This is a genomic window from Pseudomonas bharatica CSV86 (genome assembly GCF_000319305.2).
In the GTDB taxonomy this organism is placed as follows: Bacteria; Pseudomonadota; Gammaproteobacteria; order Pseudomonadales; family Pseudomonadaceae; genus Aquipseudomonas; species Aquipseudomonas bharatica.
In genome coordinates this window covers 2003107-2028961 of the sequence record NZ_AMWJ02000001.1, presented here as the reverse complement: position 1 = coordinate 2028961, position 25855 = coordinate 2003107, and the positions used below count along the sequence as shown (strand labels likewise).

Genomic DNA, 25855 nt, shown 5'->3' with positions numbered 1-25855 from the left:
GAGAGCCCTAGATGCCCCGCGCCACCGACAGCACCACCAGCCTCTCCCTCAGCGCCAGTGCCCTCCCCGATCTCTATCCCGAGGCGCTGAGCGGCACCGAGCTGCTCAATGGCCTGGGCATGCAGATGCTGCGCGGGCACTCGGATGCGGCGCTGGCCCTGGCCGATGCGGTGGCCAGCCATGTCACCGTCACCCTGCACAACGATGAGCACATGCGCCCGCTGGACGGCCTGGTGGCCGAGATCCGCCAGATGCCCGCCGATGCCAGCGCCGACCGCTACCAGTTGCTGCTGCGGCCCTGGCTGTGGTGGCTCAACCTCGCAAGCAACAACCGGGTATTCCAGAACCTGACCACGGCGGACATCGCCAGCCAGATCTTCGATGCCCACGGCTTCAGCGACTACAAGCTGTCCCTGAACGGCAGCTACACGGCCAGGGAATACTGCGTGCAATACGGCGAAAGCGACTTCGCCTTCGTCTCGCGGTTGCTCGAGGAAGACGGCATCTTCTGGTTCTTCACCCACGAGGCTGGCGTGCATACGCTGGTGCTGGCCGACAACAACGACGCCTTCCCGGCCATCCCCAACGGCCCGGCCATCCAGTACCTGGGCCAGGGCATGGGGTGCGCGAGCTGCACGGCATCCGTTCTGGGCAACTGGTGATGCAGGCGGTCGCCGGGGTCTATTCGGCAAGCGACTACACCTTCGCCACACCCACCACCGAGCTGTACAGCCAGGCCGAAGCCAAGGCCGGGCCGCTGAACCTTTACGAACACCCCGGCGGCTACATCGAAAAGGCCCGCGGCGATGCCCTGACCAAGCAACGGGTCGACGGCCTGCGCAGCCAGGAGCAGCGCTTCATCGGCGAAAGCGACTGCCGCTGGCTGGTGCCCGGCCATTACTTCTCCCTCAGCGGCCATGACGACGAAGCCCTGAACAGCGACTGGGTAGTGACCTCGGTCACCCACGACGTCGATCACCAGCATTACCGCAACCGCTTCGAGGCTATCCCCAAGGCCACCGCCTACCGCCCGCCCCGGGTCACGCCCAAGCCGCGCATGCATACCCAGACCGCCAGGGTGGTCGGCAAGGCCAGCGAGGAAATCTGGACCGACCAACATGGCCGGATCAAGATCCAGTTTCCCTGGGACCGCGACGGCAAGGGCGACGAAAGCAGTTCGTGCTGGGTCCGCGTGGTCCTGCCCTGGACCGGCCAGGCCTTCGGCATGCAGTTCGTGCCCAGGGTCGGCCAGGAAGTGATCGTTACCTTCATCGATGGCGACCCGGACCGCCCCCTGGTCAGCGGCTGCGTGTACAACGGCGACAACACTCCGCCCTGGCCCCTGCCGGAAAACCAGACCCAGTCGGGCATCATGACCAACTCGTCGAAGGGCGGCGGCGGCTTCAACGCCCTGCGCTTCGACGACAAGAAGGACAGCGAGGAAGTGTTCCTCCAGGCACAGAAGGACTTCAACACCAAGGTGCTCAACGATGTCACCGTGGACATCGGCCACGACGAAACCCAGACGGTGAAGAACGCCCGGACCCGCACGATCAAGGAAGGCGATGAAACCATCACCCTGGAAAAGGGCAAGCGTACGGTGGCGATCCAGACCGGCAGCGACAGCCTCGACGTCAAGGACAGCCGCACCGTCACCGTCGGCGGCGACCAGACCCACCAGACCGGCGGCAACTACACCGACAAGGTCAGCGGCAACTACAGCCTGACCATCGATGGCGACCTGAGCATCAAGGTCAGCGGATCCATCACCCTGCAAAGCGGTGCCAGCTTCAGCATCAAGAGCGGCGCCGACCTGGCGGTGCAGGCCAGTACGTCGATCGCGCAGAAGGCCGGTACCTCCTTCGCCAACCAGGCCGGCACCTCGCTGGAGAACAAGGCCGGCACGACCCTGACCAACGACGCCGGCGTCAGCCTGACCAACAAGGGTGGCGCTGAACAGACCGTGGACGGCGGCGGCATGCTGACGATCAAGGGCGGACTGGTGAAGATCAATTGAAGAATACCGCCAGGGGTGATGCTTTCCAGCTTGAACGCGGCGACTCGCGGCTTACCGGGCGACTGCTCGAGGGTGACCTCGATGGCCCCCTGCGCATCGAGGAAAACGCCCGGCCCCAGGCCAGCCTCAACTATGCCGGCGGGGTGCTGCACGGGGTCAGCCAGACCTTCCATGCCAATGGCCGGGTCTCGGCACGGTTGCCGTTCAGCAACGACAAACTGGAAGGCGTGGCTAGTTTCTACGGCGAGGACGGCCAGTTGCTGCGTTCAGCCAGCTACCGCCGCGGACTGCTGCATGGCGAGGCGGTCAGCTACTTTCCCGACGGCACCGTGGCCGAGCGCGAGCTGTACAGCAATGGTGTACGCGAGGGGTTGCAGCAGCGGTATCACCCCAACGGCAAGCTGGCGATGAGGGCCCAGTACCTCAATGGCCAGGCGCTGGATCCGGGGCAGAAATATGCCGAGGATGGCCGGCCGCTGAATGCGGCGGGGAAACCGGTTTCGCGGTTGAAGTGGTGGTGGACCAATGGGGCGGAATAAGGTCCGGGATCTGCTTTGACCTTGAGGGCGTAATCGCTGGCAAGCCAGCTCCCACAGGGATTTGAGCTGTGGGAGCTGGCTTGCCAGCGATTAGGCCCTCAAGGCAACTCAAGGAATCAGGGTCTGGACCTGGCCGGCGAAGTTGATCTTGATCACCCCGGCCCAGTTGCACATCAGCATGCTGTTGGCATCCAGCGCCGGCATATTGCCCAGCAACACCGTGGGCGCGCCGGGAATCCATGGCGAGGCGGTGGCCGGGATGCACGGCATCGGCGTCAGCACCCCGAGGGCGGCGGCGGTAGCGGCGGCGACCATCGGGTTGGCCATGCTCGTGCACATGCCGAAGGTGGGGATATTGACCAGCGGGATATGGTCCATGATGTTCGCCGCCGGCACCCCACCGACCATCACCCGGTTGACCGGCAGGACATTCAGTGCGCAAGGCGCAGCACCGAAGCTGCATTGCAGCAAGGCGCCGGTGCAGACCTGGGGGCAGGACATCAGCAAGCTCCAATCCGTGGGAATCGAAGTGTCAGACTCTACCCCATTCCCATGACATTTCCTTCTCCAGATCAGTCCCCATCAGCGGCATATTTCTTCCAGTTATTTATCTAGCTTTATTGATAATTGGACTGCATATAAAAACTTCTCTAAAACCTGTTCACCCGGCCACTGTTCGCCGGGCAACTGTTCACCCAGCAACACCTGGGCAACAGTTGCCTTCCGTGCCAACACCTCGGGTAGCCGCGATACCAATGCAACCCATTGATTCATAAGGCTTATGGAAACTGGAACGGCTCTTGCTGCGTTCCAGGCAAACCACAGCGCCAAGGAATCCGAATCAATGAACACCGCATTCAACATCGTCGCCGTTTCCGGTGGGGCCTGGCGCCCATCGCGCACCCTGGTCCTGACCGAGGCCCTGATCGGCGCGCTCGGCCAGCATCTGGACTTCAACGTGCAGGTCATCGAACTGGGTGACATCGCCCGCCCCGTCGGCGGCGCACTGTCACGCAGCGAATTGCCCGCCGACGTCGAGGCACAGCTGTTGGCCATCGAACAGGCCGACCTGCTGATCGTCGCCGCCCCGGTGTATCGCGGCTCGTACCCGGGCCAGTTCAAGCACCTGTTCGACCTGATCGGCCAGGATGCCCTGATCGACACCCCGGTGCTGCTCGCCGCTACCGGCGGCAGCGAACGCCACGCGCTGGTCATCGATCATCAACTGCGCCCGCTCTTCAGTTTCTTCCAGGCCCTGACCCTGCCGATCGGTGTCTACGCCTCGCAAGCCGATTTCGACGATTACCGGATCACCAGCCCGGCCTTGCAGGCACGCATCGCCCTGGCTGCGGAACGCGCCGCCGCCGTGCTTGGCGGGGTGATCGACAGTGCACCCCGCAAGATCGCTTGAGGCATGCCCATGACCCTGCCTTCGCCTACCCTGCAAACCCCACTGCAAATCGCCCGTGAGCTGGCTGCCGGATTTGCCGCCACCGCCGTCGAACGCGACGCCCGCGGCGGCACGCCGAAAGCCGAACGCGATGCCCTGCGCGCCAGCGGCCTGCTCGGCCTGGTCATTCCGACCCAGTACGGCGGCCTTGGCGCCAGCTGGAGCGAAACCCTGGAAGTGACCCGCGAATTCGCCCGGGTCGATAGCTCCATCGCCCACGTCTTCGGTTTCCAGCACCTGATGCTGGCCACCGTGCGCCTGTTTTCCCGCCCCGAGCAGTGGGAGCCCTGGTTCGAACAGACCGCGCGCAAGCACTGGTTCTGGGGCAATGCCCTGAACCCGCTGGACACACGCACCGTAGTCAAGCGCTTCGATGGCTGGGTGGAGTTTTCCGGCAGGAAGAGCTTCTGCTCCGGCGCCAGCGATTCGGAAATGCTCATTGCCTCGGCAGTGGATGAAAGCGCCGGCGGCAAGCTGTTGATCGCCGCCGTACCGAGTGCGCGCAGCGGTATCACCCTGCACGGCGACTGGGACAATATCGGCCAGCGCCAGACCGACAGCGGCAGCGCTACCTTCGAGCGGGTGCGCATCGAACACGGCGAGCTGCTCCTCGATCCCGGTCCGCTGAGCACGCCGTTCGCCTGCCTGCGTCCGCTCATCGCCCAGTTGCACTTCGCCAACCTGTTCCTCGGCATCACCGAAGGCGCCTTCGCCGAAGCGCGCCAGTACACCCTCAACGAAAGCCGTCCGTGGTTCCGCTCCAGCGCCCGCCACAGCGGCGAAGACCCTCATGTGCTGCGCCACTACGGTGAGTTCTGGGTCGGCCTGGAAAGCGTGCGCCTGCTGATCGGCCGTGCCGCCGACCTGCTCGACCAGGCCTGGGCCAAGGGTACCGCCCTCGGCGCCGAAGAGCGCGGACAACTGGCCCTGGCCATCGGTACCGCCAAGGTCGCCGCGACCCGCCACGGCCTGGACATCTGCAATCGCCTGTTCGAGGTCACCGGCGCCCGTGCCACCCACGCCTCGCTGCGGTTCGACCGGCACTGGCGCAACCTGCGCACCCAGACCCTGCACGACCCGGTGGACTACCGCGTCCACGAGCTCGGCGAATGGGCGCTCAACGGTACGCGCCCGACTCCGACCTTCTACTCATAAGGCCCGCCCATGCAACTGCTGACCCTGCCCCGTCCCCGACCCTGGCCACCTCGATCCGCGCTACCGCGCAGGTCTTCGAAGACCCGCGCTCGCAAGCGCTGCTGGCCCACCTGCAACAGGTCGCGCCCAGCGAGGCGAGCGTGCTGATCATCGGCGCAACCGGGACCGGCAAGGAACTGGTGGCGCGGCATATCCATAACCTCAGTGGCCGGCGCAACGGGCCGTTCGTGGCGGTCAACTGCGGCGCCTTTGCCGAGTCGCTGGTGGAAGCCGAGCTGTTCGGCCATGAGAAAGGTGCCTTCACCGGCGCCCTGGCCGCCAAGGCCGGCTGGTTCGAGGAAGCCGACGGCGGGACCCTGTTCCTCGACGAAATCGGTGACCTGCCGATACCGATCCAGGTCAAGCTGCTGCGCGTACTGCAGGAGCGCGAAGTGGTGCGCCTGGGCTCGCGCAAGAGCATCCCGATCAATGTGCGGGTGCTGGCGGCGACCAACGTGCAACTGGAGAAGGCCATCAACGCCGGGCACTTCCGCGAAGACCTGTACTACCGCCTGAACGTGGTCAGCCTGCAACTGCACCCGCTGCGCGAACGGCCGGGGACATCCTGCCGCTGGCCCGGCACTTCATCGCCGAATACAGCCGGCGCCTCGGCTACGCCGAAGTCAGCCTCAGCGAAGAAGCCCGCCAGCGCCTGGCAAGCTACGACTGGCCCGGCAACATCCGCGAGCTGGAAAACGTCATCCACCACACCCTGCTGCTGTGCCGCGACCAGGTGATCCGCGCCGAAGACCTGCACCTGTCGAACCTGCGCATCGAGCGCGAGGGCGACAACAAGCCACGCCAGGAAAGCGCTGACGAACTGCTCCAGCGCGCCCTGCTGCAACTCTTCGAGGAACAGGGCGAGGGCCTGCATGAAAAGGTCGAGGACGCCCTGCTGCGCGCCGCCTACCACTTCTGCCACTACAACCAGGTGCACACCGCGCAGTTGCTCGGCCTGTCGCGCAACATCACCCGCACCCACCTGATCCGCATCGGCGAACTGGTGGTCAACAAGCGCCGGCCTGCCCCGGCGGCTTCGATGGCCGGGTGATCAACCTGTCGATCTGAATTCCTAGAAAGCCCCTTGCTACGCGTGCCTACCTACCAACGATGGCAACAAGGACACTGCAATGAGTCTCGATATTTTCTGGTTCCTGCCGACTTCCGGCGACACCCGCTACCTTGGCCACTCCGCCAGCGGCCGTCCGGCGACCAACGCCTATATGCGCCAGATCGCCGTGGCCGCCGACCAGCTCGGCTACGACGGCCTGCTGATCCCCACCGGTGCCAGTTGCCTGGACCCCTGGGTCACCGCCGCCAGCCTGGTGCCGGTGACCCAGCGCATCAAGCTGCTGGTGGCGCTGCGCACCTCGCTGGGCAACCCCACCGCCTCGGCGCGCCAGGCCGCGACCCTCGACCAGGCCAGCAACGGGCGCCTGCTGCTCAACGTGGTGCCTGGCGGCGACGCCACCGAACTGGCCGCCGACGGCGTGTTCCTCGAACACGACCAGCGCTATGAAGCCTCGGACGAGTTCCTGACCATCTGGCGTCGCCTGCTGCAGGGCGAGAACGTCGATTTCGCGGGCAAGCACCTGAAGGTCGAAGGCGCGCAGAACTTCTTCCCGCCGGTGCAGCAGCCCTACCCGCCGCTGTACTTCGGTGGCTCCTCGCCCGCTGCCCATGAGCTGGCAGCCAAGCATGTCGATGCCTATCTGACCTGGGGCGAGCCGCCTGCCGCGGTGGCCGAAAAGATTGCCGACGTGCGTGCCCGCGCGGCGAAGCATGGCCGGACCGTGCGGTTCGGCGTGCGCCTGCACGTGATTGTCCGCGAAACCAGCGAAGCCGCCTGGGCCGCGGCCGACGAGCTGATCAGCCATCTGGACGACGCCACCATCGCCGCGGCCCAAGCCAACTACGCGAAGATGGACTCCGAAGGCCAGCGACGCATGGCGGCGCTGCATGGCGGTGATCGCAACCGGCTGGAAGTAGCCCCCAACCTCTGGGCCGGGGTCGGCCTGGTGCGCGGTGGCGCCGGGACCGCCCTGGTCGGCGATGCAGAAACCGTCGCCGCCCGTCTGCTGGAATATGCCGAGCTGGGAGTGGACAGCTTCGTGCTGTCCGGTTACCCGCACCTGGAGGAAGCCTATCGCTTCGCCGAGCTGGTCTTCCCGCTGCTGCCGGGCAAGGGCAAGGTCACCGTGGACGGCGCCTTCACCGGCGGTGCCTTCGATGTCCGTGCCGGCAAGGGCAAGGAGCAGGCGGCATGAAGATCATCGACTTGCGCTGCCGCCCGGCCTACCTGCACCCTTTCTTCGGCGGCGTACCCGGCTCGCCCGAGCACGACACTGCACGCTGGCTCAATCGCCGGGTCGGTACCCAGGGTGCCGACAACCATTTCGAGCGCTCCCTGACCCAGGAAGGTTTCCTTGGTGAAATCCGCGCAGCCGGGCTGGACAAGGCCGTGGTGGTGGGCCGGCACACCCCGGGGCAGCATCTGTCCAACGACCTGGTCCACAGCGTGGTCCACGGCCATCACGAGCTGCTCGGCATCGGCGCGGTGGAGCCGGTGCTGCAAGGGATAGAAGGTGCCCTCGCGGAAATCGACCGGGCCATCGATGTGCTGGGCCTTGCCGGTATCGACCTGGAGCCGGGCTTTGCCGAGCCTGCGCGGCATCCGGACGACCGCCTGTACTGGCCGATCTACGAGCACCTGCAAAAACGCGGTGTGCCGCTGTTCATCATGAGCGGGCCGACCACCCCGGACCCGGCCTACAACGATCCGGGGCGCCTGGCTGCGGTGGCGCGGGCCTTCCCGCAGTTGAAGATCGTCGTCAGCCATGGCTACTGGCCGAATGTGCAGCAGGCTATCGGGGTGGCCTTCCGCTACGAGAACATCCACCTGGTACCGGACATGTACCTGTTCCAGCCCGGCAGCGAAGGGTACGTGCAAGCAGCCAACGGCTTCCTGGGCGACCAGTTGCTGTTCGGCTCCTCGTATACCTTCCGCCCGATCGGGCAGAGCATCGAGGATGCGCAGCGCCTGGGCTTCAGGGATGAGGTGGTGGAGAAGTTCTTCTACCGCAATGCGCTCAGGGTGCTGACGCCTGGCTGATGCAGCCGGCTCCGTCGCTGGCGACGCCTGGGAACCGGCGGTGCCAGCGTCCAGGCCTTGCTCATTCGATGACCGAATGAACTACCCTGACCCCGTCCGCCGTAGGCCGGTTGATGAACAGGCTGTCCAGCAACGGACTGTCCGAATGCAACACCGCGTTCCAGTTGGCCGAGCAGTGGATGTAGCGACGCCGTAGCAGGCCGATCTCCTGCGCATCCGGCGCCTGCCCGCAGAGCACCTTGGCGGCGATGGCCTGCAACTCTTCGGGCAAGGTCCAGTCGTCCGGCTCCAGCGGCACGCCGGCCTGCACCGCCTGTTCATGCATCAAGCGCAGGTACACGCGCGACAACGCGCCACTCACCTGGCGCTCCCCTGAATCCACACCCTCACCCGCTTTTCCCGCTGGATATCGCGCTTGGGCAGGAAAGGCTGATCGATGCTGCGGCTTTGCAGCTGCACGCTCAGCCCCAGTGCCTCCCATTCCTGGCGACGACGCTCCAGGCACTGGCTCGCCAGTTGCCAGGCCCGGGTCTTTTCCAGCGGCACATGTGCCCACTCGAGGCTGCTGAATGGCCGCTCCAGCACCAGACGCTCGAGCCCGTCCCGATAGCCCCCGCCGATATCGCAGTGATCCCCGGGCAACAGCCGGTCGTCCGGCCCGGCAACCAAGGGAAAATTCAAGCGCCGCTCATCCGCCGCCACCAGATGCACAACCCGCCGCGCCTGATTGGCACGCAGGGCCAGGCGCAAGCCGTCAAAGTCGTCGTTGGCCGCGCTCAGGTTGCCCTTGAGCGGCGCGATGATGCTGGCCACCGTGTCGAACAGACCGATGAAATTCAGGCTCAACGGCAGATCACCACAGACGCTGCGCAGCCCCTGCAGGTCGTTGGCCAGGTGACGTACGGCCGCAGCGCCGCGACTGAATCCGAACAGATCGAGCTTGATGTCCGAAACCGCCACCGACGGATTGTCAATCAGGAAACGCTGGAGCAACGCCTCGACCTGCCTCGGCACCTGCGCCACCCGCGCCGCCACGCCCGAAGCGCCCCGTCCGGTAGCCTGGGCGAGCAGGGCGTCGGGCTCACCGCACGCGGTGCCAATACCTTCGATGTACACGGCCAGCGCAGCCTGCCGCACATCAGCGGGCACATGCAGGCTGTGCCGATAGCGCTGGAACAGCCATGCCACGTTGCTTTCGCCCAGGGCATTGCTGCCGGCCCCTTCTCGCCCGCTGTTATGCAGGTTCATGCCGGTGCCGTCGAAGAACAGCCCAAGGTGCAGGGTGATGTCCTGATGTCGCGGAGGGAGTGTCGGATTCATGATGGTTCCTGTGTCGTGCGAACAAGGAACCGATCGGATCACCCCGCGCAATCGCGGGGTATAAGGGAAATCGACTCAGCGCGTAAGAACAGGCTGATGCTCAGGCCAACAGCGCCTGGATCTGTTCGCGCAGGCTATCGAGGTCGAACGGCTTGGCCAGGATTGGCGCGCGGAAGGCGATGGGGCTGCCGGATTCGCGGATTTCCGCCGGATAGCCGCTGATGAAGATGACCTTCAGGTCAGGCCGCAGCTTGACCGCCGGCTCGGCGATGTCGACCCCGGAGATTCCGCCGGGCAGGCGAAAATCGGTGACCATCAGGTCCAGGTGCGGCTTGCTGGCGAGGATCTCGAACGCCTGGGCGCCATCCTCGGCCAGGAGGACGCGGTAGCCCTCCCCCGACAGGTAGTCATTGAGGACCATACGGATAACCGGCTCGTCCTCGACGACCAGTACTACATCTTGCGCATCTACGCTCATGCCAACGCCTTGATTCTTTTCATTCGGGTGATGATGACCATACTGACCCGGGGCTACGCAGAGGTTGCTTCGGAGCGACCACTTTCATCATTTTGTTCATGCACATCGCATACCAGCGGCAGATGGACGCGGAAAGTCGCACCCTCGCCTTCGGCGCTGCTGACCGAAATGCGCCCGCCGTGGGCCAGGACGATCTGTTCGGAGATATACAGCCCCAGGCCGAGCCCGGCGACGCTGTGGGTGGAGTCGACCCGTTCGAACTGCTGGAAGATTCGCCGCTGGTTCTCCGGGCTGATGCCGATGCCTTGGTCGCGCACTTCGACGCAGGCCATGCCCTGGTCATCCAGCACGCGCACCTGCACCGGCCGTTTGGCACCGTAACGCAAGGCGTTACTGAGCAGGTTGGCGATCACCTGCTCGATACGGAACTCGTCCCAGATGCCTTCCAGCGGCCCGGCAACTTCCAGCTCGATGACCGAACCGACCGCCGCGGCCTGGGCCGCGAAGTTCTCCACCAGGCCACCGACCAGCTGGGTCAGGTTGAAGCGCGACGGGCTGATGGACAATTTGCCGGTGCGGATCCGCGATACATCGAGCATGTCCTCGATCAGCCGGATAAGGCTGTTGATCTGGCGCTCGTCGCGCTCGACCATGGCCCGCATCTTGTCGAGGGTGAAGGCGTCGGCGTTGTCCCGGGACAGGTGCAGCTTGCGCAGCTGGGTCTCCAGGATCAGGCCGTTGAGCGGCGTACGCACCTCGTGGGAAACGATCGACATGAAGTCGTCGCGCATGCGCACGGCCCGCTCCAGCTCGCCCCGTGCCACCTGCAGCTGTTCGAGCAGTTGCTGCTGCTCCTGCTGGCTGCGCGCCAGAGCCTGGACCTGACGGTCCAGGGCCTTGCGTTGGCGATACAGCTCGACGAAGACCTTGACCTTGCTCTTCACCGCCAGGGTATCCAGCGGCTTGTGCAGGAAGTCCACCGCGCCGCTTTCATAGCCCTTGAACGCATAGTTCATCTCGCGCCCGGCGGCGCTGACGAAGACGATGGGGATGTGCTTGGTTTTCTCCATCCCGCGCATCAGCTCGGCCAGCTCGAAACCGTTCATGCCGGGCATCTGCACATCGAGGATGGCCAGGGCGAATTCGTGCTCGAGCAGCAGCGACAGGGCCTGGTCGGCGGAGCCTGCCTGGTAGACCTCGCGATCCTCGGCCTTGATCAGCGCTTCGAGCGCCAGCAGGTTTTCCGGAAGATCATCGACGATCAGCAGTTTGGCTTGGATGTGGCTCAGCATTCTTGTGATTCCAGCTTGGCGAGCAAATGCCCGATGCCATTCAAAGGGAGTATATGGTCGGGCCGATGCAGCGCCAGCGCTGCCTCCGGCATGGCCGGGACCTGGGCTTCGGCCGGGTCCTGGACGATGCTCAGACCACCGTACTGGCTGATTCGTGCCAGACCGGCGGCACCATCTTCATTGGCCCCGGTCAGCAATACTCCGGCGAGGTTTGCCCCATAGGCGTCGGCGGCGGATTCGAAGAGGATATCGATCGACGGGCGGGAGAAGTGCACGCGCTCCTCCTGGCTCAGGGACAGGCTGCGGTCACGCTCCACCGACAGGTGATAGCCGGGCCCGGCAACATAGATCATTCCCGCCTCGATGCTTTCCTTGTCCCGCGCCTCCACCACCGGCCGTCCCAGCCTGCGGGCGAAGACCTCGGCCAGGCGGCTGTCGTGGTCATCGGGCAGGTGCAGCACGCAGATCAGCGGCAGGCGATAGAACCTGGGCAGGCAGGCCATTACCGTCAGCAACGCGCTGACCCCGCCGGCCGAGGCGCCCATGACGATCGCTTCGATGCGTCTCATAGCTTGCGGTAGATCCGTTCGGGCTTGACCAGCGCCTCGAAACGTTTGGCATAGGCGGAAAAATCCAGGGTCTCCTTGCTGCCCAGAACGAGGAACCCGCGGTGGCACAAGGACTCATGGAACAGCCCGAAGGAGCGATCCTGCAGGTCTTTGTTGAAATAGATCAGCACGTTGCGGCACGACACCAACTGGGTTTCGGAGAACACGCTATCGGTGGCCAGGCTGTGGTCGGCGAAGGTCACGTTTTCCCGCAGGCTGCCGTCCATGATGGCGTTGCCGTAGGCACAGGTGTAGTAGTCGCTGAATGCCCGGGTACCGCCGGCAGCCACGTAGTTGCGCTCGTAGGTGCGCATGGCGTCCATGCTGTAGATGCCCTGCTTGGCCTTCTCCAGGGAGTTGGGATTGATGTCCGTGGCGTAGATGATGGTGCGTTCCAGCAAGCCTTCCTCGCGCAGCAGAATGGCCATGGAATATACCTCTTCGCCGGTGCTGCAGCCGGCGATCCAGATCTTGATCGATGGCCAGGTCTTCAGGTGCGGGACCACCTCCCGGCGCAGCGCGAGGAAGTGGCTGGGGTCGCGGAACATCTCGCTGACCGGGATAGTCAGGTACTGCAGCAATTGCAGAAAGATGCCCGGGTCATGCAGCACCTTCTCCTGCAGCGCGGTCACCGTGGCGCAGTCGAACTGGCGCACGGCATGCAGGATCCGGCGCTTGATCGAAGCGCCGGAGTAGTCGCGGAAATCGTAGCTGTACTTGAGGTAGATGGCCTCGATCAGCAGGCGGATTTCGATGTCGGTATTACGCTCGCTAGTCAAATTCGCTCCAGTTGCGGCAGCCACACGCGGATCAGGGAGAACAGCCGGTCAAGGTCGATCGGCTTGGCCAGGTAGTCGTTCGCGCCTGCCTGCAGGCAGCGTTCCTGATCGTCTTTCATTGCCTTGGCGGTGACGGCGATGATCGGCAGCTTGCGCCAGCGCGGGTCCTTGCGGATCAGGCGGGTCGCCTCGAAACCATCCATCTCCGGCATCATCACATCCATCAGTACCAGGTCGATATCACCGCCCTGCTCCTCCAGGCGTTCGATGGACTCGCGACCGTTGCGCGCGATCTCCACCAGGGCGCCCTTGTGCTCCAAAGCACTGGTCAGGGCGAAGATATTACGCACATCGTCGTCCACCAGGAGGATCCTGCGTCCTTCGAAGACCTTGTCGCGGCTGCGCGCGGTGCGCAGCATGCGTTGCCTTTCGTGGGACAGCGTCGATTCGACTTTGTGCAGGAAAAGTGTCACTTCGTCCAGCAGCCGCTCCGGCGAGCGCGCGCCCTTGATGATGATCGAACGCGAATACTTGAGCAGTTCGGTCTCTTCATCGCGGCTCAGGTTGCGCCCGGTGTAGACGATCACCGGCGGGAAAGACTGGATCTCGTCGACGGTCATGCGCTTGAGCAGTTCGTTGCCCGGCATGTCCGGCAGCTTGAAGTCGATCACCATGCAGTCGTAGATGTGCGCCTTGAGCAGTTCCAGGGCCTCCTGGGCGGTAGCCACGGCGGTGATCTGCACATCGTCGTCGCCGATCAGGCGGGCAATGCTCTCGCGCTGCAGGTCGTCGTCCTCGACCAGGAGGATGTGCTTGAGCTTCTGGGTGAGTTTCTCTTCGAGGCGGGCGAAGACGGTTTTCAGCTCCTCGCGGCTGGTGGGCTTGACCACATAGCCCACCGCGCCCATGTGCAGCGCGGTCTCGATACGGTCCTCGACGGAAATCACGTGCACCGGGATGTGCCGGGTCGCGGCCTGTTCCTTGAGACGTTGCAGCACGGTCAGGCCGGAATGGTCGGGCAGGCGCATGTCCAGCAGGATGGCATCAGGAACGAAGCGCTCGGCCAGGTCGAAGCCGTCGTCGGCGGCATGGGCGACCAGGCAGTTGTAGCCCAGTTCGTGGGCCAGATCGAAGAGGATGCGGGCGAAGTTCGGCTCGTCCTCGATCACCAGGATGCAACGCTTGCTGAACGGCGCCTTGTGCCGGTCGTCCTCGAAGGCCAGGCGACGCACCGCGCCCTCGGCCGGCGGCACGCCCTGCGCCGCCACCCGCGGTGCCGGGGTCGGCACGGCCGGTACCAGCGGCTGCGCACGAACAGGCGCCAGCGATGGCGTCTGGTCGACGATGGGCTCGTAGCTTTCCGGCAGGCTCAGGCTGAATACGCTGCCCTGCCCCGGAGTGCTCTGCACTTCGATCTCGCCACCGAGCAGGCGCGCCAGGTCACGGGAGATCGACAGGCCCAGGCCGGTTCCGCCGTAGCGGCGATTGGTGGTGCCGTCGGCCTGGTGGAACGCTTCGAAGATCGCCTGCTGCTGATCGGCGGCAATGCCGATGCCGCTGTCCTGCACGCGGAACACCACACCGCCGCCGGGCTGCGCGGCCACGGTCAGGCTGACCTGGCCCTGCTCGGTGAACTTGAGTGCATTGGACAGCAGGTTCTTGAGGATCTGCTCCAGGCGCTGGCGATCGGAGTACAGGGTCGCCGGCACCTGCGGCTCGACGTTGACGGCGAAGGCCAGGCCCTTGTCCGCCGCCAGCGGCTCGAACAGCCCGCGCAGGCCGTCGGCCAGGCGCGCCACCTGGAAGGTCTCGGCACGCACGTCGAGCTTGCCGGCCTCGACCTTGGCGATGTCGAGGATATCGTTGATCAGGTTGAGCAGGTCGTTGCCGGCAGAGTAGATCGACTCGGCGTACTTGACCTGCTCGTCGCTGAGGTTGTCCTGCGGGTTCTCGGCCAGCAGCTTGGCCAGGATCAGCGTGCTGTTGAGCGGCGTACGCAGCTCGTGGGACATGTTGGCGAGGAACTCCGACTTGTATTTGCTCGACCGCTGCAGCTCCTCGGCACGTTCCTGCAACTGGATCTGCGCTTCGTTGAGTTCGTTGTTCTTGATGTCCAGGGCGTCGCGCTGCGAGGCCAGGGCTTCGGTACGCTCGGCCAGCTGCTCGTTGGTCTGCTCCAGCTCGGCGCGCTGGGTTTCCAGATGGGCCTGGGACTCCTTGAGCACCCGCGACTGCTCCTCGAGCTCTTCGTTGGCGGTCTTGAGCTCTTCCTGCTGGACCTGCAGCTCCTCGTTGAGCTGTTGGGTCTGGGCCAGCACTTCCTGCAGGCGCTGACGATAGCGGGCGCTTTCGATGGAGGTGCCGAGGTTGCCGGCAACCCGCTCCAGCAGCTCATGGTCGCGCGGGTTCAGCGGGCGCAGGAAGCCCAGTTCGATCACCCCGTTGATCTGCCCGTCATGGGTCATCGGCATCAGCATCACGCTGCGCGGCAGGCCGTCGCCCAGGCCCGAACTGACCTTGAAGTAGTCCTGCGGCACTTCCTCCAGGGCCAGCAGGCGATTTTGCACCAGCACCTGGCCGACCAGGCCTTCACGAGGGCCGACCACCTGGTCGAGGGCCTCCTGGTCGCGGGAAAAGCCGTAGCTGGCGACGCGATGCAGGTTGTCGAACTCGTCGCGCACGTAGAGCGCAGCGACCACGCTGCCGAGGTAGTTGGAGAAGAACTGCAGGATGTTGTGCCCGAGGGTCGGCAGCGTCTGCTGCCCCAGCACCCGCTCGGCCAGTTGGGTCTGCCCGCTCCGGATCCAGGCCTGTTGCTCCAGGCGCTGGGTGGAGCGCTCCTGGGCGTCGATATTGGCCTGGTAGCTGCGCGACAGGTTGACCAGGTCGCGCCGCCCGACCCAGGCCAGCAGGCCGCTGACCACCACGACGAACAGCAGGTACAGGGAAATCGATACCCAGGTGGTGGTGCTCACCTGCTCGTTGCGCTCGGCCCGCAGGCGCTGCTCCAGGGCGACGAAATCCTCGTATTCCTTGCGGATCTGGTCGGTCAGGCGCTTGCCACGACCGGCCTCGATGTCGGAGCGGTAATCGTCGCCATTGCGACGCCGGTCGATCATTTCCTTGCCGAAGGCATTCCATTCGGCCTGCAGGGCTTCGAGGCGGCTAAGGCGATCGAGCTGGATCGGGTTATCCGCCACCAGCTCGCGCAGGGTATTCATCTGCGCCGCGATACGCGGCTTGGCCAGCTCGTAAGGGTCGAGGAAGTGTTCTTCCCCGGTCAGCAGGAAACCACGCATGCCGGTTTCCTTGTCGATGGACAGCTTGAGCGACTCGTTGGCGTTATTGATCACCCGGTCGGTATGCCCGACCCATTGGATCACCGAAAGCAGGTACGCAATCACCGCAACGAACACCACGGCACTCAGCAGCCCCACTCCCAGGGGCAGGCTGATGTTGCGCACCAACAGCTTCTGGAAGCGCTGCTGGTCGATAGGGCTTGACTGATTCATCTGTTGGTCCATGCGGCAGAGTGTGACAATTGTTTTCTGGGCTTTGGGTCGGGCGCGAGCGCGACCTGAACGGCGCTGATGTCCCAGTCTATCCGTCTTCGCGGCTATTGGCAGGGCATAAAGCCAGCATTTGAGGCATGACGTCCGGATTCGTTCCGTGCATTATCACGGCCCCGCTATGCTCAACCAGGTCGCCCCGGGGAACTTCCAGCCGCGTGCCGCTTACAGAGTGAGTAACCATCATTGCCTCAGGAGTCACCCATGCCCGACACCCTCCCGCTTCTGGTCGTTGAAGACGACGACATCGTGCGCATGCTGATGCTCGACGTACTTGAGGAACTGGGATACGAGGTCAGGGAAGCAGAAGACGGGGAAACAGCCCTCGCGCTGCTGCGCAGTGAACAGCAGTTCGCGCTGATGCTCACCGACGTCGGCCTGCCCGGTATCGACGGCAAGGAACTGGCCCGCCAGGCCCGCGAATTGCGGCCGCAGCTACCGATCATGTTCGCCAGCGGTTATGGGCAGAGCATCGACCTGCCGGAAGGCATGCACATGATCAGCAAGCCCTTCGGCATCGATCAGTTGCGCGACAAGATGAAGGCGATCCTCGGCTAGGCCGCGATAGGCATAGGTGTCTGCATATCTTTTGAGGTAGAAGGCCCGCCACTAGATCGCATCAGGGCTGGCAGGTGCTCGTCATGACTTTTCCGGCGCCCTCGAGATCGAGCGCCGCCCGCGCGGCGCATCGCCGGCAACGCCGGCTCCCACATTTGTTGCAACGTACCTATGCCTGACAGGCCATAGTGATCGCCTTGCTTGTACGACGCGATACCCTGTCGAACCCAACAGTCTCCCCGCAGTAGATCGCCGAACATCCAAAGGCTGGCAGCGCAGATCTCACAGGCCATGGCACGTTGCAACAAATGTGGGAGCTGGCTTGCCAGCGATGCGCCGCGCGGGCGGCGCTCGATCTCAAGGGCACTGAAGATCTCCCGGCGTGTGCCTAGCGGCCACCACTATACCCATGCCGCAATAGGCCCCTCTCCCTGCCCCGAACGCAAAATTGTGACCAACGGGTCACGCCCACCCCCAGCGTCTCCTACACTCATCAATCCTGCCTGCCAGCCGCACGGAAGCACCATCCAAAAAAGTTTGAACCTTCCGTGAAACCGGCCAGTCAGGAATTCAAGTAGGTCATCGTTTCCGGCATTCCGGACGCGGCCCGCCCATCTCTACCCTTCGTCACCTCGTCAACGGCAGGAGCGCCGATTGGCGCAGCGCTTGCACGGACGACAGGGACGCAACACCGCCAGCAGAAAAAGAGAGAAGGGATACAGGCATCGAATTCGGGCGAATCGCCCATCAGTACAAGGGACGGAGAGAAGTTAAATGATCAGTGCCGCTGTCGAACCGCAGTTCAATCCAGACACCAGCGCCCCCGTGGGCAGTGATATCGTCACCACCGGCCGTGGCTTCATTGGCGATAACAGGCAGAACCGGCACAAACGCAAAGTCTTGTTCGTCACTTCGGAAATCGCCGACCTGGTCAAGACCGGCGGCCTTGGCGACGTCTCCGCCGCCCTGCCCCGCGCCCTGCGCCATTTGCACGATGTGCGGGTGCTGATTCCGGGCTACCCCCAGGTCATGGACAGCGACTACCCCATCCATGTGGTCGGCCACCTCGGTGGCCATGCCGCCCTGCCGCCTTGCCAGATCGGGCGCATGGACCTGCCCGACGGCCTGGTCATCTACGTGCTGATCTGCCCCGAGCTGTACCAGCGCGAAGGCACGCCGTACGGCGCCAACAACGGTCGCGACTGGCCGGACAACCATATCCGCTTTGCCCGCCTGGGCCTGGCGGCGGCGGAAATCGCTGCCGGCGAAGGCATGGTCCACTGGACGCCCGAGCTGATCCATGCCCACGACTGGCCTGCGGGCCTGGCCCCCGCCTACATGCACTGGCGCGGCCTGAACACGCCGACCCTGTTCACCATCCATAACCTTGCCTACCAGGGCGTGCACAGCCTGGGCTGCTGCCCGGAGCTGGCGATTCCCGAGCATGCGCTGCAACAGGAAGGCATGGAGTTCTACGGCAAGCTGTCGTTCCTCAAGGCGGGCCTGGCTTACTCCAGCCACATCACCACGGTCAGCGCCACCTACGCCCGCGAGATCACCACGCCGGCGTTCGGCTGCGGACTCGACGGCTTCCTCGCCAGCAAGGCCCAGCAAGGGCTGCTGAGCGGTATCCCAAACGGCATCGACGAGAGCTGGAACTCGGCCACCGACAGCCACCTGCAACATAATTTCGGCCTGAACGATTGGGAAGGCAAAGCGGCCAACGCCACCCAGGTTCGCGAGCTGTTCGGCCTTGAGCCTTCCACCGGGCCGCTGTTCGCCGTGGTTTCGCGCCTGGTCTACCAGAAGGGCCTGGACCTGACCCTGGGCGTGGCCGAGTACATCGTCCAGCAGGGCGGCCAGCTCGCGGTGATCGGCCGCGGCGAGCCCGAAGAGGAACAGGCCATGCGCGAGCTGGCCCTGCGCTTCCCGGGCCGGATCGGCGTGCGCATCGGCTTCAACGAAACCGATGCCCGGCGCATGTTCGCCGGCAGCGACTTCCTGCTGATGCCGTCACGCTACGAACCTTGTGGCCTGAGCCAGATGTACGCCCAGCGCTTTGGCTCGTTGCCGATCGCCCGCAACACCGGCGGCCTGGCCGACACCATCGAAAACGGCGTGACCGGCTTCCTCTTCGACGAATCCACCGTCGAGAGCTATCGCGAAGCCCTGGGCCGGGCCTTCTACGTGTTCGAGAAAAAGCCGCTGCTCAACGCCATGCGCTGCCTGGCCATGACCCAACCCTTCAACTGGTGCCAGGCAGTGGAACCCTACGCCCGGCTCTACGAGGACCTGGTCGTTCGCGCCACGTGCGTGCGGGGGTGAGCCATGCCGGCACTGCCCCTGCGCTTCACCCATGGTGCGCTGGTCGAAGACGGCCAGCGCACCTGCTTCTCGCTCTGGGCGCCTGACGCCCGTACCGTCGAACTGGAACTGGACGGCGCCACGTTCGCCATGGCCCCCGAGGCCGACGGCTGGTTCCGCCTGCACCGGCGCTGCGCCCAGGGTGCCCTGTACCGCTACCGGATCGATGGCGAGCTGTCGGTTCCCGATCCGGCCTCGCGCTTCCAGCCCCAGGGTGTGCATGGCCCGAGCCAGGTCGTCGCGCCCGGGCGTCATCACTGGCGCCATGAGCAATGGCGCGGGCGGCCATGGACCGAGGCGGTCATCCAGGAACTGCATGTCGGGCTGCTAGGTGGCTATGCCGGGGTCATGCGCGAGCTGCCGCGCCTCGTCGAACTGGGCATCAACGCGATCGAGCTGATGCCGATCAACCAGTTTCCCGGCGAGCGCAACTGGGGCTACGACGGCGTCCTGCCCTTCGCGCCGCAGCACAGCTACGGCAGCCCGGACGAGTTGATGGCGTTGATCGACCAGGCCCATGGCCTGGGCCTGATGGTCATGCTCGATGTGGTCTACAACCACTTCGGCCCGGATGGCAATTACCTGCACCGCTACGCCGAGCGCTTCTTCCGCGAGGACAAGCACACGCCCTGGGGCGCCGCCATCGACTTCCGCCGCCCGCAAGTGCGTGACTTCTTCATTGAAAACGCGCTGATGTGGCTCAGCGACTACCGCTTCGATGGGCTGCGCCTGGACGCGGTCCATGCCATCGAGGACCCCGATTTTCTCCGCGTGCTGTCCAGCGCCGTGCGCCAGCATTGCGGCGAGGACCGCCATTGCTGGCTGGTACTGGAGAACGAAGCGAACCAGGCGAGCCTTCTGGAAAGCGCCTTCGATGGCCAATGGAATGACGACGGCCACAACACCCTGCACGTCATGCTGACCGGCGAGAAGGAAGGCTACTACGCGGACTTCCAGGCGCCGACCGAGCGCCTGGCGCGCTGCCTGGGCGAGGGTTTCGTCTACCAGGGCGAAACCAGCCACCACGGCACGCCCCGTGGCGAACCGAGCGCGCACCTGCCGCCGACGGCCTTCGTGCTGTTCCTGCAGAACCACGACCAGACCGGCAACCGCGCCTTGGGCGAGCGCCTGTCCAGCCTGTGCTCGCCCCAGGCGTTGCGCGCGGCGACCACGCTGCTGCTGTTGTCGCCGATGATCCCGCTGCTGTTCATGGGCGACGAGTGGGCCAGCGAGTCGCCGTTCCTGTTCTTCACCGACCATCACGACGAACTGGCCGACGCCGTGCGCGAAGGCCGCCGCGCCGAGTTCAAGGGCTTCGCCGCCTTTGCCGACCCGGCGCAAAGGGCGCGGATCCCCGACCCCAACGCGCTGCAGACCTTCCTCGACTCACGACCGCGGCGCAACGCCGACAGCGACGACTGGGAGGCCTTCTACAAACGGCTGCTGGACCTGCGTCGCCAGCACTTGGTGCCCCATCTGCCTGGCACCCGCGCACTGGGTGCACAGGTGCTCGGCGACAGGGCAGTCAGTGCCCGTTGGCGCCTGGGTAACGGCAGCGAACTGCGCATCGACCTCAACCTCGGCCCGGATCCGGTGCAGACGCACCTGCCGGCTACCTATCAACCGCTGTTCAACTGCACTGAAGAAGTGCACCAGCCAGGCACGCTGCACCCGTACAGCGCCCTGGTCAGTCTCGATTCCACCACAGCAGCGGAGCCTGCCCCATGAGTGACCTGCAACTGCACCATCTGGCCCGACGCGCTGGCGTCGCCGTGGACTGGATAGACGCCAACGGCCGTGCACAACAGGTCAGCGAAGCCAATCTGCGCCGGATCCTCGGCGCCCTTGGCCACCCCGCCGACGATCCGGACAGCGTCGCCAGCAGCCTGGCGGCACTGGAAGACGCCGAAGACGGGCAACACCTGCCGCCCCTGCTGACCGCGGATGTCGATGCCCCGCTGGACCTGTCGCGCTGGTTCGACGGCGCCAGCCTGGTCCACGCAACCTTGGAAGACGGCAGCGAGCAAGCCCTGCGCCTCGATGCCCATGGCAAGCTGCCGGCCGGTTTGCCGATCGGTTACCACCGCCTGAACATAAACGGCGAGGGCTTCACGGTTGCCGTAGCGCCGCAGCGCTGCTTCACCCTGGCCGACGCGCAGCACCAGGCCACGCCCCGCGCGTGGGGCATCAGTGCCCAGTTGTACAGCCTGCGACGCCCCGGTGATGGCGGCTTCGGCGACTGCCAGGCCCTCGAAGCCCTGGCCCGCAGCGCAGCCGAACGCGGCGCCGACGCGCTGGCGATCAGTCCGACCCATGCGATGTTCGCCAACGACAGCCACACCTTCAGCCCCTATTCGCCGTCCAGCCGCCTGTTCTTCAATGCCCTGTATGCCAGCCCGGAACTGCTGCTCGGCGAGCGGGTGGTACGGGTTGCGAAGGAGTCCCTTGAACAGCCTTTCGAAGAGCTCGAGCAATTGCCGCTGATCGACTGGCCCCTGGCCGCGGCAGCCAAGCAGAAATTGCTGCGCGCGCTGTACCGTGACTTCAGCCGCGGCGAGCATCCGCTGCGAGAGGATTTCCAAAGCTTTCGCAAGGCCGGTGGCCAGCCGCTGGAGGACCATTGCCGTTACGAAGCCCTGCTCGATGCCGCCGCCAGCCGCGGCATCGGTACCGACTGGCGCAACTGGCATGACGACTGGCGTGACCCGGGCAGCCTCGAAGTGGCACGGTTCGCCGAGCACTACCCGGCCGCCATCGAGTACTACGCGTTCTGCCAATGGCTGGTAGCCCGTGGCCTGCAACGGGTGCAGCAGGCCGCACGTGGCCAGGGCATGGCCGTGGGCCTGATCGCCGACCTCGCCGTGGGTGCCGACGGTGCCGGTAGCCAGGCCTGGAGCCGGCAGGCCGAGTTGCTTGCCAACGTGCATGTCGGCGCGCCCCCGGACATCCTCAATCGCGCCGGACAGAACTGGGGGATCAGCGCCTTCTCGCCGCAGGGCCTCAAGCGCAATGGCTTTCGCGCCTTCATCGAAATGCTGCGGGCCAACCTGGCCCATGCCGGCGGCCTGCGCATCGACCATGTGATGGGCCTTTACCGCCTGTGGCTGATTCCCGCCGGAGCCAGTCCCCAGGAAGGTGCCTACCTGCATTACCCGATCGACGACCTGCTGCGCCTGCTGGCGCTGGAGTCGGTACGCCACCGGGCGATCATCCTTGGCGAAGACCTCGGCACCGTGCCCGAGGGCCTGCGGGAAAAGCTCGCGGCCAGGGGCATCCTCGGCATGCGCGTATTGCTCTTCGAGCAGGACCCGCCGGGGCATTTCAAGCCCATCCTCGACTGGCCCGACAGCGCTCTGGCCACCACCAGCACCCACGACCTGCCGCCGCTGGCCGGCTGGCTGGCCTCCCGGGACATCGACTGGAACCACCGCCTGCAACTGATCGACGCCATCACCGAACGCGACTGGCGCGACACCCGACAGACCGAAATCAAGGGACTAGGCCAATTGCTGGAACGCAACTATCACACCCCGCTGCAGAACCCCGATGCCGTGATCGACGCCAGTGTGCGCCTGCTCGGCCATACCCGCGCCCCGTTGGTGCTGCTGCCGCTGGAAGACCTGCTCGGGGTCGATGAACAACCCAACCTGCCCGGCACCATCGACGGCCATCCCAACTGGCGCCGGCGCTTCGCCGCCCCGGCCGCGGCGCTGCTCGACGATGCCGACGCCGCGCGCCGCCTCGAACTCCTCGCGCAGGCGCGCGAACAAGCCTGGGAGCGCGACCGATGAAAGCCCTGACCGCGACCCTGCGCCTGCAATTCCACGCAGGTTTCACCCTCGACGACGCCGTGCCGCTGGTGCCCTACTTCGCCCGCCTGGGCATCAGCCATGTCTATGCCTCGCCGCTGCTGGAGGCGCGCCCCGGTTCCATGCACGGCTATGACGTGGTGGATCCGACCCGGGTCAACCCGGAGCTGGGCGGCGAAGCGGCCCTCGAACGGCTGGTGGCCGCCCTGCGCCAGCACGGCATGGGCCTGCTGCTGGATATCGTGTCCAACCATATGGCCGTGGGCGGCGAACACAACCGCTGGTGGCAGGACCTGCTGGCCTGGGGCCGGCGCAGCCGCTATGCCGAGTTCTTCGATATCCAGTGGCACTCCCCGGATCCGCTGCTCGAAGGCCAATTGCTCCTGCCGTTCCTCGCCGACGACTACGGCAAGGTCCTGCAGCAAGGCGCCGCACCGCTGCGGTTCGACGCTGCCAGCGGACACTTCCTCATCCACCACCACGACCACCGCTTCCCCATCAGCCCAGCGGACTACGGCCTGATCCTTGCCGGCAGCCAGTTAAGCGAGCTGCGCGAACTGGCCGGACGCTTCGCTGCCTGCGCCAACCCGGACGAGGCCGAAGCGCTGCTGCAAGCGCTGGCCGGGCTGGCACGCAATGCCCAGCACGCGGTGGATATCGAGCGTTTGCTGGAGGGCTTCGACTCGCGCCAGCCCGAAGGTTTCCAGCGCCTGCACGCCCTTCTCGAACGCCAGCACTACCGGCTGGCAAGCTGGCGCACGGCCGCCGACGATATCAACTGGCGACGCTTCTTCGACGTCAACGAGCTGGGCGGCCTGCGGGTGGAAAAACCGACCGTGTTCGAAGCCACCCACGGCAAGGTCTTCGAACTGATCGCCCGGGGCCTGGTGGACGGCTTGCGCATCGACCATATCGACGGCCTGGCCGACCCGCGTGGCTACTGCCGCAAGCTGCGCCGGCGCACCACCGCCCTGCTCGCCGGGCGACCGCTGGACGCGGCGCTGGAGCATCTGCCGATCTATGTCGAGAAGATCCTCGGCGCCGATGAGCGCCTGCACCGCGACTGGGGGTGGACGGCACCACGGGCTATGAATTCATGAACCAGGTCTCGCTGCTGCAGCACGACCCGGCCGGCGAAGCTGCGCTGACCGCGCTATGGCAGGACCTTAGCGAGCGTCCGGCCTTCACCGACGAAGTGCGCCAGGCGCGTCAACTGGTGTTGCAGGGCACCCTGGCCGGCGATTTCGAGTCGGTGGCCCAGGCCCTGTTGCAGGTCGCCCGCAACGACGTGATGAGCCGCGACCTGACCCTCGGCGCCATTCGCCGGGCATTGCAGGCGCTGGTCGAGCACTACCCGGTGTACCGCACCTATATCGGCGCCTGTGGCCGCCCTGCCGAGGACGAAGCTTTCTTCCAGCAGGCCCTGGAGCAGGCGCGGGCCAGCCTCGGCGATGCCGATGCCAACGTTCTCGACTACCTGCAACGCTGGCTCGGCGGCGAGCCTTGGCGCAGCCTGCCACCGGGACGGGCGCGCAAGCAGTTGCGCCATGCCTGCGTGCGCTTCCAGCAACTGACCTCGCCCACCGCCGCCAAGGCGGTCGAGGACACCGCCTTCTATCGTTCGGCGGTACTGCTGTCGCGTAACGACGTCGGCTTCGATGCCGAGCGCTTCAGCGCGCCGCCCGCTGTCTTCCACGCCCACTGCCAGCAACGCCTGGCGGCGTTTCCGGGCAACCTGCTGGCCACCGCCACCCACGACCACAAGCGCGGCGAAGACATGCGCGCGCGACTGGCAGTGATCAGCGAACGGCCGGAATGGTATGCCCATCGCGTCGAACACTGGCGCGAGCTCGCCGCGCCGCTACGCGAAGCACTGGCCGACGGCCCGGCGCCCTCGGCCGGTGATGAACTGATGCTCTACCAGACCCTGCTTGGCAGCTGGCCGCTGGACCTCGACCCGAACGACGGCGTCGGCCTGCACGGCTATGCCGAGCGCCTGCGGCAGTGGCAGGTCAAGGCGCTGCGCGAAGCCAAGCTGCGCAGCAGCTGGAGCGCCAACAACGAGCCTTACGAAGCGGCCTGCGCGGCCTTCCTTGACGCCATCCTGCTGGATGCCCAATGCCAGCAACTGCGTCGTTCCATCGCCGAAGCGGCACTGGCGCTGGCGTGCCCGGGTGCGCTCAACAGCCTGGTGCAGACCCTGCTGCGCATGACCGCACCGGGGATCCCGGACCTGTACCAGGGCGCCGAGTTCTGGGACTTCAGCCTGGTCGACCCGGACAACCGCCGTCCCGTGGACTTCACTGCCCGGCGCCAGGCCCTGGGCGAGGACCTGCCCGTCGGCGAACTGCTCGGCCAGTGGCGCGACGGACGGGTCAAGCAAGCCTTGATCGGCCAGGTGCTGGAGCGCCGCCAACGCTTCCCGGACCTGTTCCTGCACGGTGACTACCTGCCGCTGCAGGTGCTTGGCAAGCATGCCGAGCGTGTCCTGGCCTTCGCCCGTGTGCACGACGGGCAACAGGCGGTGGTCGTCGTGCCACGCCTGGCCGCCGGCCTGCTCGGTGGCCAGGCGCAACCGCTGATCCCGGCGCAGAACTGGGACGACACGCGGGTGCTGTTGCCGTTCGAACTGCCTGCCAGCAACTGTTCGGGACTTTTCGAGCAGCGCGTAGTCACACACAACAGAGAGCTGTGGCTGAACAGCGCGCTGGAACACTTTCCCGTGAATCTCTTTATCGATCGCATCGAGTCATCAGGAGCCTAGCC

At 65.4% G+C, this 25855-nt stretch carries 18 protein-coding genes and 3 pseudogenes; 12 read left to right on the top strand and 9 right to left on the bottom strand.

Going from position 1 to position 25855, the window contains the following annotated elements; translation table 11 throughout:
• Nucleotides 1-11 precede the first annotated feature (11 nt).
• Together tssI and CSV86_RS08865 are read left to right on the top strand one after the other, a co-directional pair.
• Nucleotides 12-2017 (top strand): annotated as a pseudogene (gene tssI / locus CSV86_RS08870) (type VI secretion system tip protein TssI/VgrG).
• Nucleotides 2014-2556 carry a toxin-antitoxin system YwqK family antitoxin gene (locus tag CSV86_RS08865; protein ID WP_009395364.1) on the top strand — a complete coding sequence of 181 codons (543 nt, stop codon included), beginning with the start codon at nucleotides 2014-2016 and terminating at the stop codon, nucleotides 2554-2556. Before tssI ends, CSV86_RS08865 begins: the two are co-directional and overlap by 4 nt.
• 108 nt (nucleotides 2557-2664) lie before the next feature.
• Here the strand turns inward: CSV86_RS08865 and CSV86_RS08860 are convergent, their stop codons facing one another.
• Nucleotides 2665-3057 carry a DUF4280 domain-containing protein gene (locus CSV86_RS08860; RefSeq protein ID WP_009395363.1) on the bottom strand — a complete coding sequence of 131 codons (393 nt, stop codon included), beginning with the start codon at nucleotides 3055-3057 and terminating at the stop codon, nucleotides 2665-2667.
• Between the two features lie 102 nt (nucleotides 3058-3159).
• Nucleotides 3160-3420, bottom strand: a complete 261-nt coding sequence (locus tag CSV86_RS08855) for a hypothetical protein (protein WP_158487693.1) — start codon at nucleotides 3418-3420, stop codon at nucleotides 3160-3162.
• Here CSV86_RS08855 and msuE point away from each other — a divergent pair.
• The 5 genes and pseudogenes from msuE to CSV86_RS08830 all read left to right on the top strand — a co-directional run bounded on the left by msuE (nucleotide 3401) and on the right by CSV86_RS08830 (nucleotide 8312).
• Nucleotides 3401-3967, top strand: coding sequence for an FMN reductase (gene msuE / locus CSV86_RS08850; protein WP_009395362.1), 567 nt, complete (start codon nucleotides 3401-3403; stop codon nucleotides 3965-3967). The two genes, CSV86_RS08855 and msuE, sit on opposite strands and share 20 nt — an antisense overlap.
• A gap of 9 nt (nucleotides 3968-3976) precedes the next feature.
• Nucleotides 3977-5161, top strand: coding sequence for an acyl-CoA dehydrogenase family protein (locus tag CSV86_RS08845; RefSeq protein ID WP_170394520.1), 1185 nt, complete (start codon nucleotides 3977-3979; stop codon nucleotides 5159-5161).
• A gap of 9 nt (nucleotides 5162-5170) precedes the next feature.
• Nucleotides 5171-6251, top strand: a pseudogene (locus tag CSV86_RS08840) (sigma-54 interaction domain-containing protein).
• A gap of 79 nt (nucleotides 6252-6330) precedes the next feature.
• Nucleotides 6331-7467 carry an FMNH2-dependent alkanesulfonate monooxygenase gene (ssuD, locus tag CSV86_RS08835; protein ID WP_009395357.1) on the top strand — a complete coding sequence of 379 codons (1137 nt, stop codon included), beginning with the start codon at nucleotides 6331-6333 and terminating at the stop codon, nucleotides 7465-7467.
• Nucleotides 7464-8312, top strand: a complete 849-nt coding sequence (locus tag CSV86_RS08830) for an amidohydrolase family protein (RefSeq protein WP_009395356.1) — start codon at nucleotides 7464-7466, stop codon at nucleotides 8310-8312. Before ssuD ends, CSV86_RS08830 begins: the two co-directional genes overlap by 4 nt.
• Before the next feature lie 61 nt (nucleotides 8313-8373).
• Here CSV86_RS08830 and CSV86_RS08825 read toward each other — a convergent pair whose 3' ends face one another.
• The 7 genes from CSV86_RS08825 to CSV86_RS08795 form a co-directional block, all read right to left on the bottom strand.
• A complete protein-coding gene (locus CSV86_RS08825) occupies nucleotides 8374-8673 on the bottom strand; it encodes a hypothetical protein (RefSeq protein WP_170394517.1) in 300 nt (99 codons plus the stop codon).
• Nucleotides 8670-9632: a T6SS phospholipase effector Tle1-like catalytic domain-containing protein gene (locus CSV86_RS08820; RefSeq protein WP_170394514.1), complete on the bottom strand. Its 963-nt coding sequence runs from the start codon at nucleotides 9630-9632 to the stop codon at nucleotides 8670-8672. Before CSV86_RS08820 ends, CSV86_RS08825 begins: the two co-directional genes overlap by 4 nt.
• Before the next feature lie 100 nt (nucleotides 9633-9732).
• Complete coding sequence (locus tag CSV86_RS08815) at nucleotides 9733-10110, bottom strand: response regulator (RefSeq protein WP_009395352.1); 378 nt, start codon at nucleotides 10108-10110, stop codon at nucleotides 9733-9735.
• Between the two features lie 53 nt (nucleotides 10111-10163).
• Nucleotides 10164-11402, bottom strand: coding sequence for a hybrid sensor histidine kinase/response regulator (locus tag CSV86_RS08810; RefSeq protein ID WP_009395350.1), 1239 nt, complete (start codon nucleotides 11400-11402; stop codon nucleotides 10164-10166).
• A complete protein-coding gene (locus CSV86_RS08805; RefSeq protein ID WP_009395348.1) occupies nucleotides 11396-11971 on the bottom strand; it encodes a chemotaxis protein CheB in 576 nt (191 codons plus the stop codon). The genes CSV86_RS08810 and CSV86_RS08805 overlap by 7 nt, the downstream gene beginning before the upstream one ends.
• Complete coding sequence (locus CSV86_RS08800; RefSeq protein ID WP_009395346.1) at nucleotides 11968-12789, bottom strand: CheR family methyltransferase; 822 nt, start codon at nucleotides 12787-12789, stop codon at nucleotides 11968-11970. Before CSV86_RS08800 ends, CSV86_RS08805 begins: the two co-directional genes overlap by 4 nt.
• Nucleotides 12786-16301, bottom strand: coding sequence for a response regulator (locus CSV86_RS08795; protein WP_009395344.1), 3516 nt, complete (start codon nucleotides 16299-16301; stop codon nucleotides 12786-12788). The genes CSV86_RS08800 and CSV86_RS08795 overlap by 4 nt, the downstream gene beginning before the upstream one ends.
• 261 nt (nucleotides 16302-16562) lie before the next feature.
• Here CSV86_RS08795 and CSV86_RS08790 point away from each other — a divergent pair, with 261 nt between their 5' ends.
• From CSV86_RS08790 to CSV86_RS08770, 5 genes and pseudogenes are all read left to right on the top strand, one after another.
• On the top strand, nucleotides 16563-16916 hold the full coding sequence (locus tag CSV86_RS08790) for a response regulator (protein WP_009395342.1): 354 nt from the start codon (nucleotides 16563-16565) through the stop codon (nucleotides 16914-16916).
• A gap of 774 nt (nucleotides 16917-17690) precedes the next feature.
• Nucleotides 17691-19241 (top strand): glycogen synthase GlgA, encoded by a 1551-nt coding sequence (gene glgA / locus CSV86_RS08785; protein ID WP_009406540.1) that lies wholly within the window; start codon nucleotides 17691-17693, stop codon nucleotides 19239-19241.
• Nucleotides 19242-19244: 3 nt separating this feature from the next.
• The gene (gene treZ, locus CSV86_RS08780; protein ID WP_009406541.1) at nucleotides 19245-21008 is read left to right on the top strand and encodes a malto-oligosyltrehalose trehalohydrolase; all 1764 of its coding nucleotides are present in this window, start codon (nucleotides 19245-19247) and stop codon (nucleotides 21006-21008) included.
• Entirely contained in the window at nucleotides 21005-23071 is a 2067-nt protein-coding gene (malQ, locus tag CSV86_RS08775) for a 4-alpha-glucanotransferase (RefSeq protein ID WP_009406542.1), read from the top strand. Before treZ ends, malQ begins: the two co-directional genes overlap by 4 nt.
• Nucleotides 23068-25853 (top strand): annotated as a pseudogene (locus tag CSV86_RS08770) (malto-oligosyltrehalose synthase). The gene malQ and the pseudogene CSV86_RS08770 overlap by 4 nt, the downstream one beginning before the upstream one ends.
• Nucleotides 25854-25855: the final 2 nt, after the last annotated feature.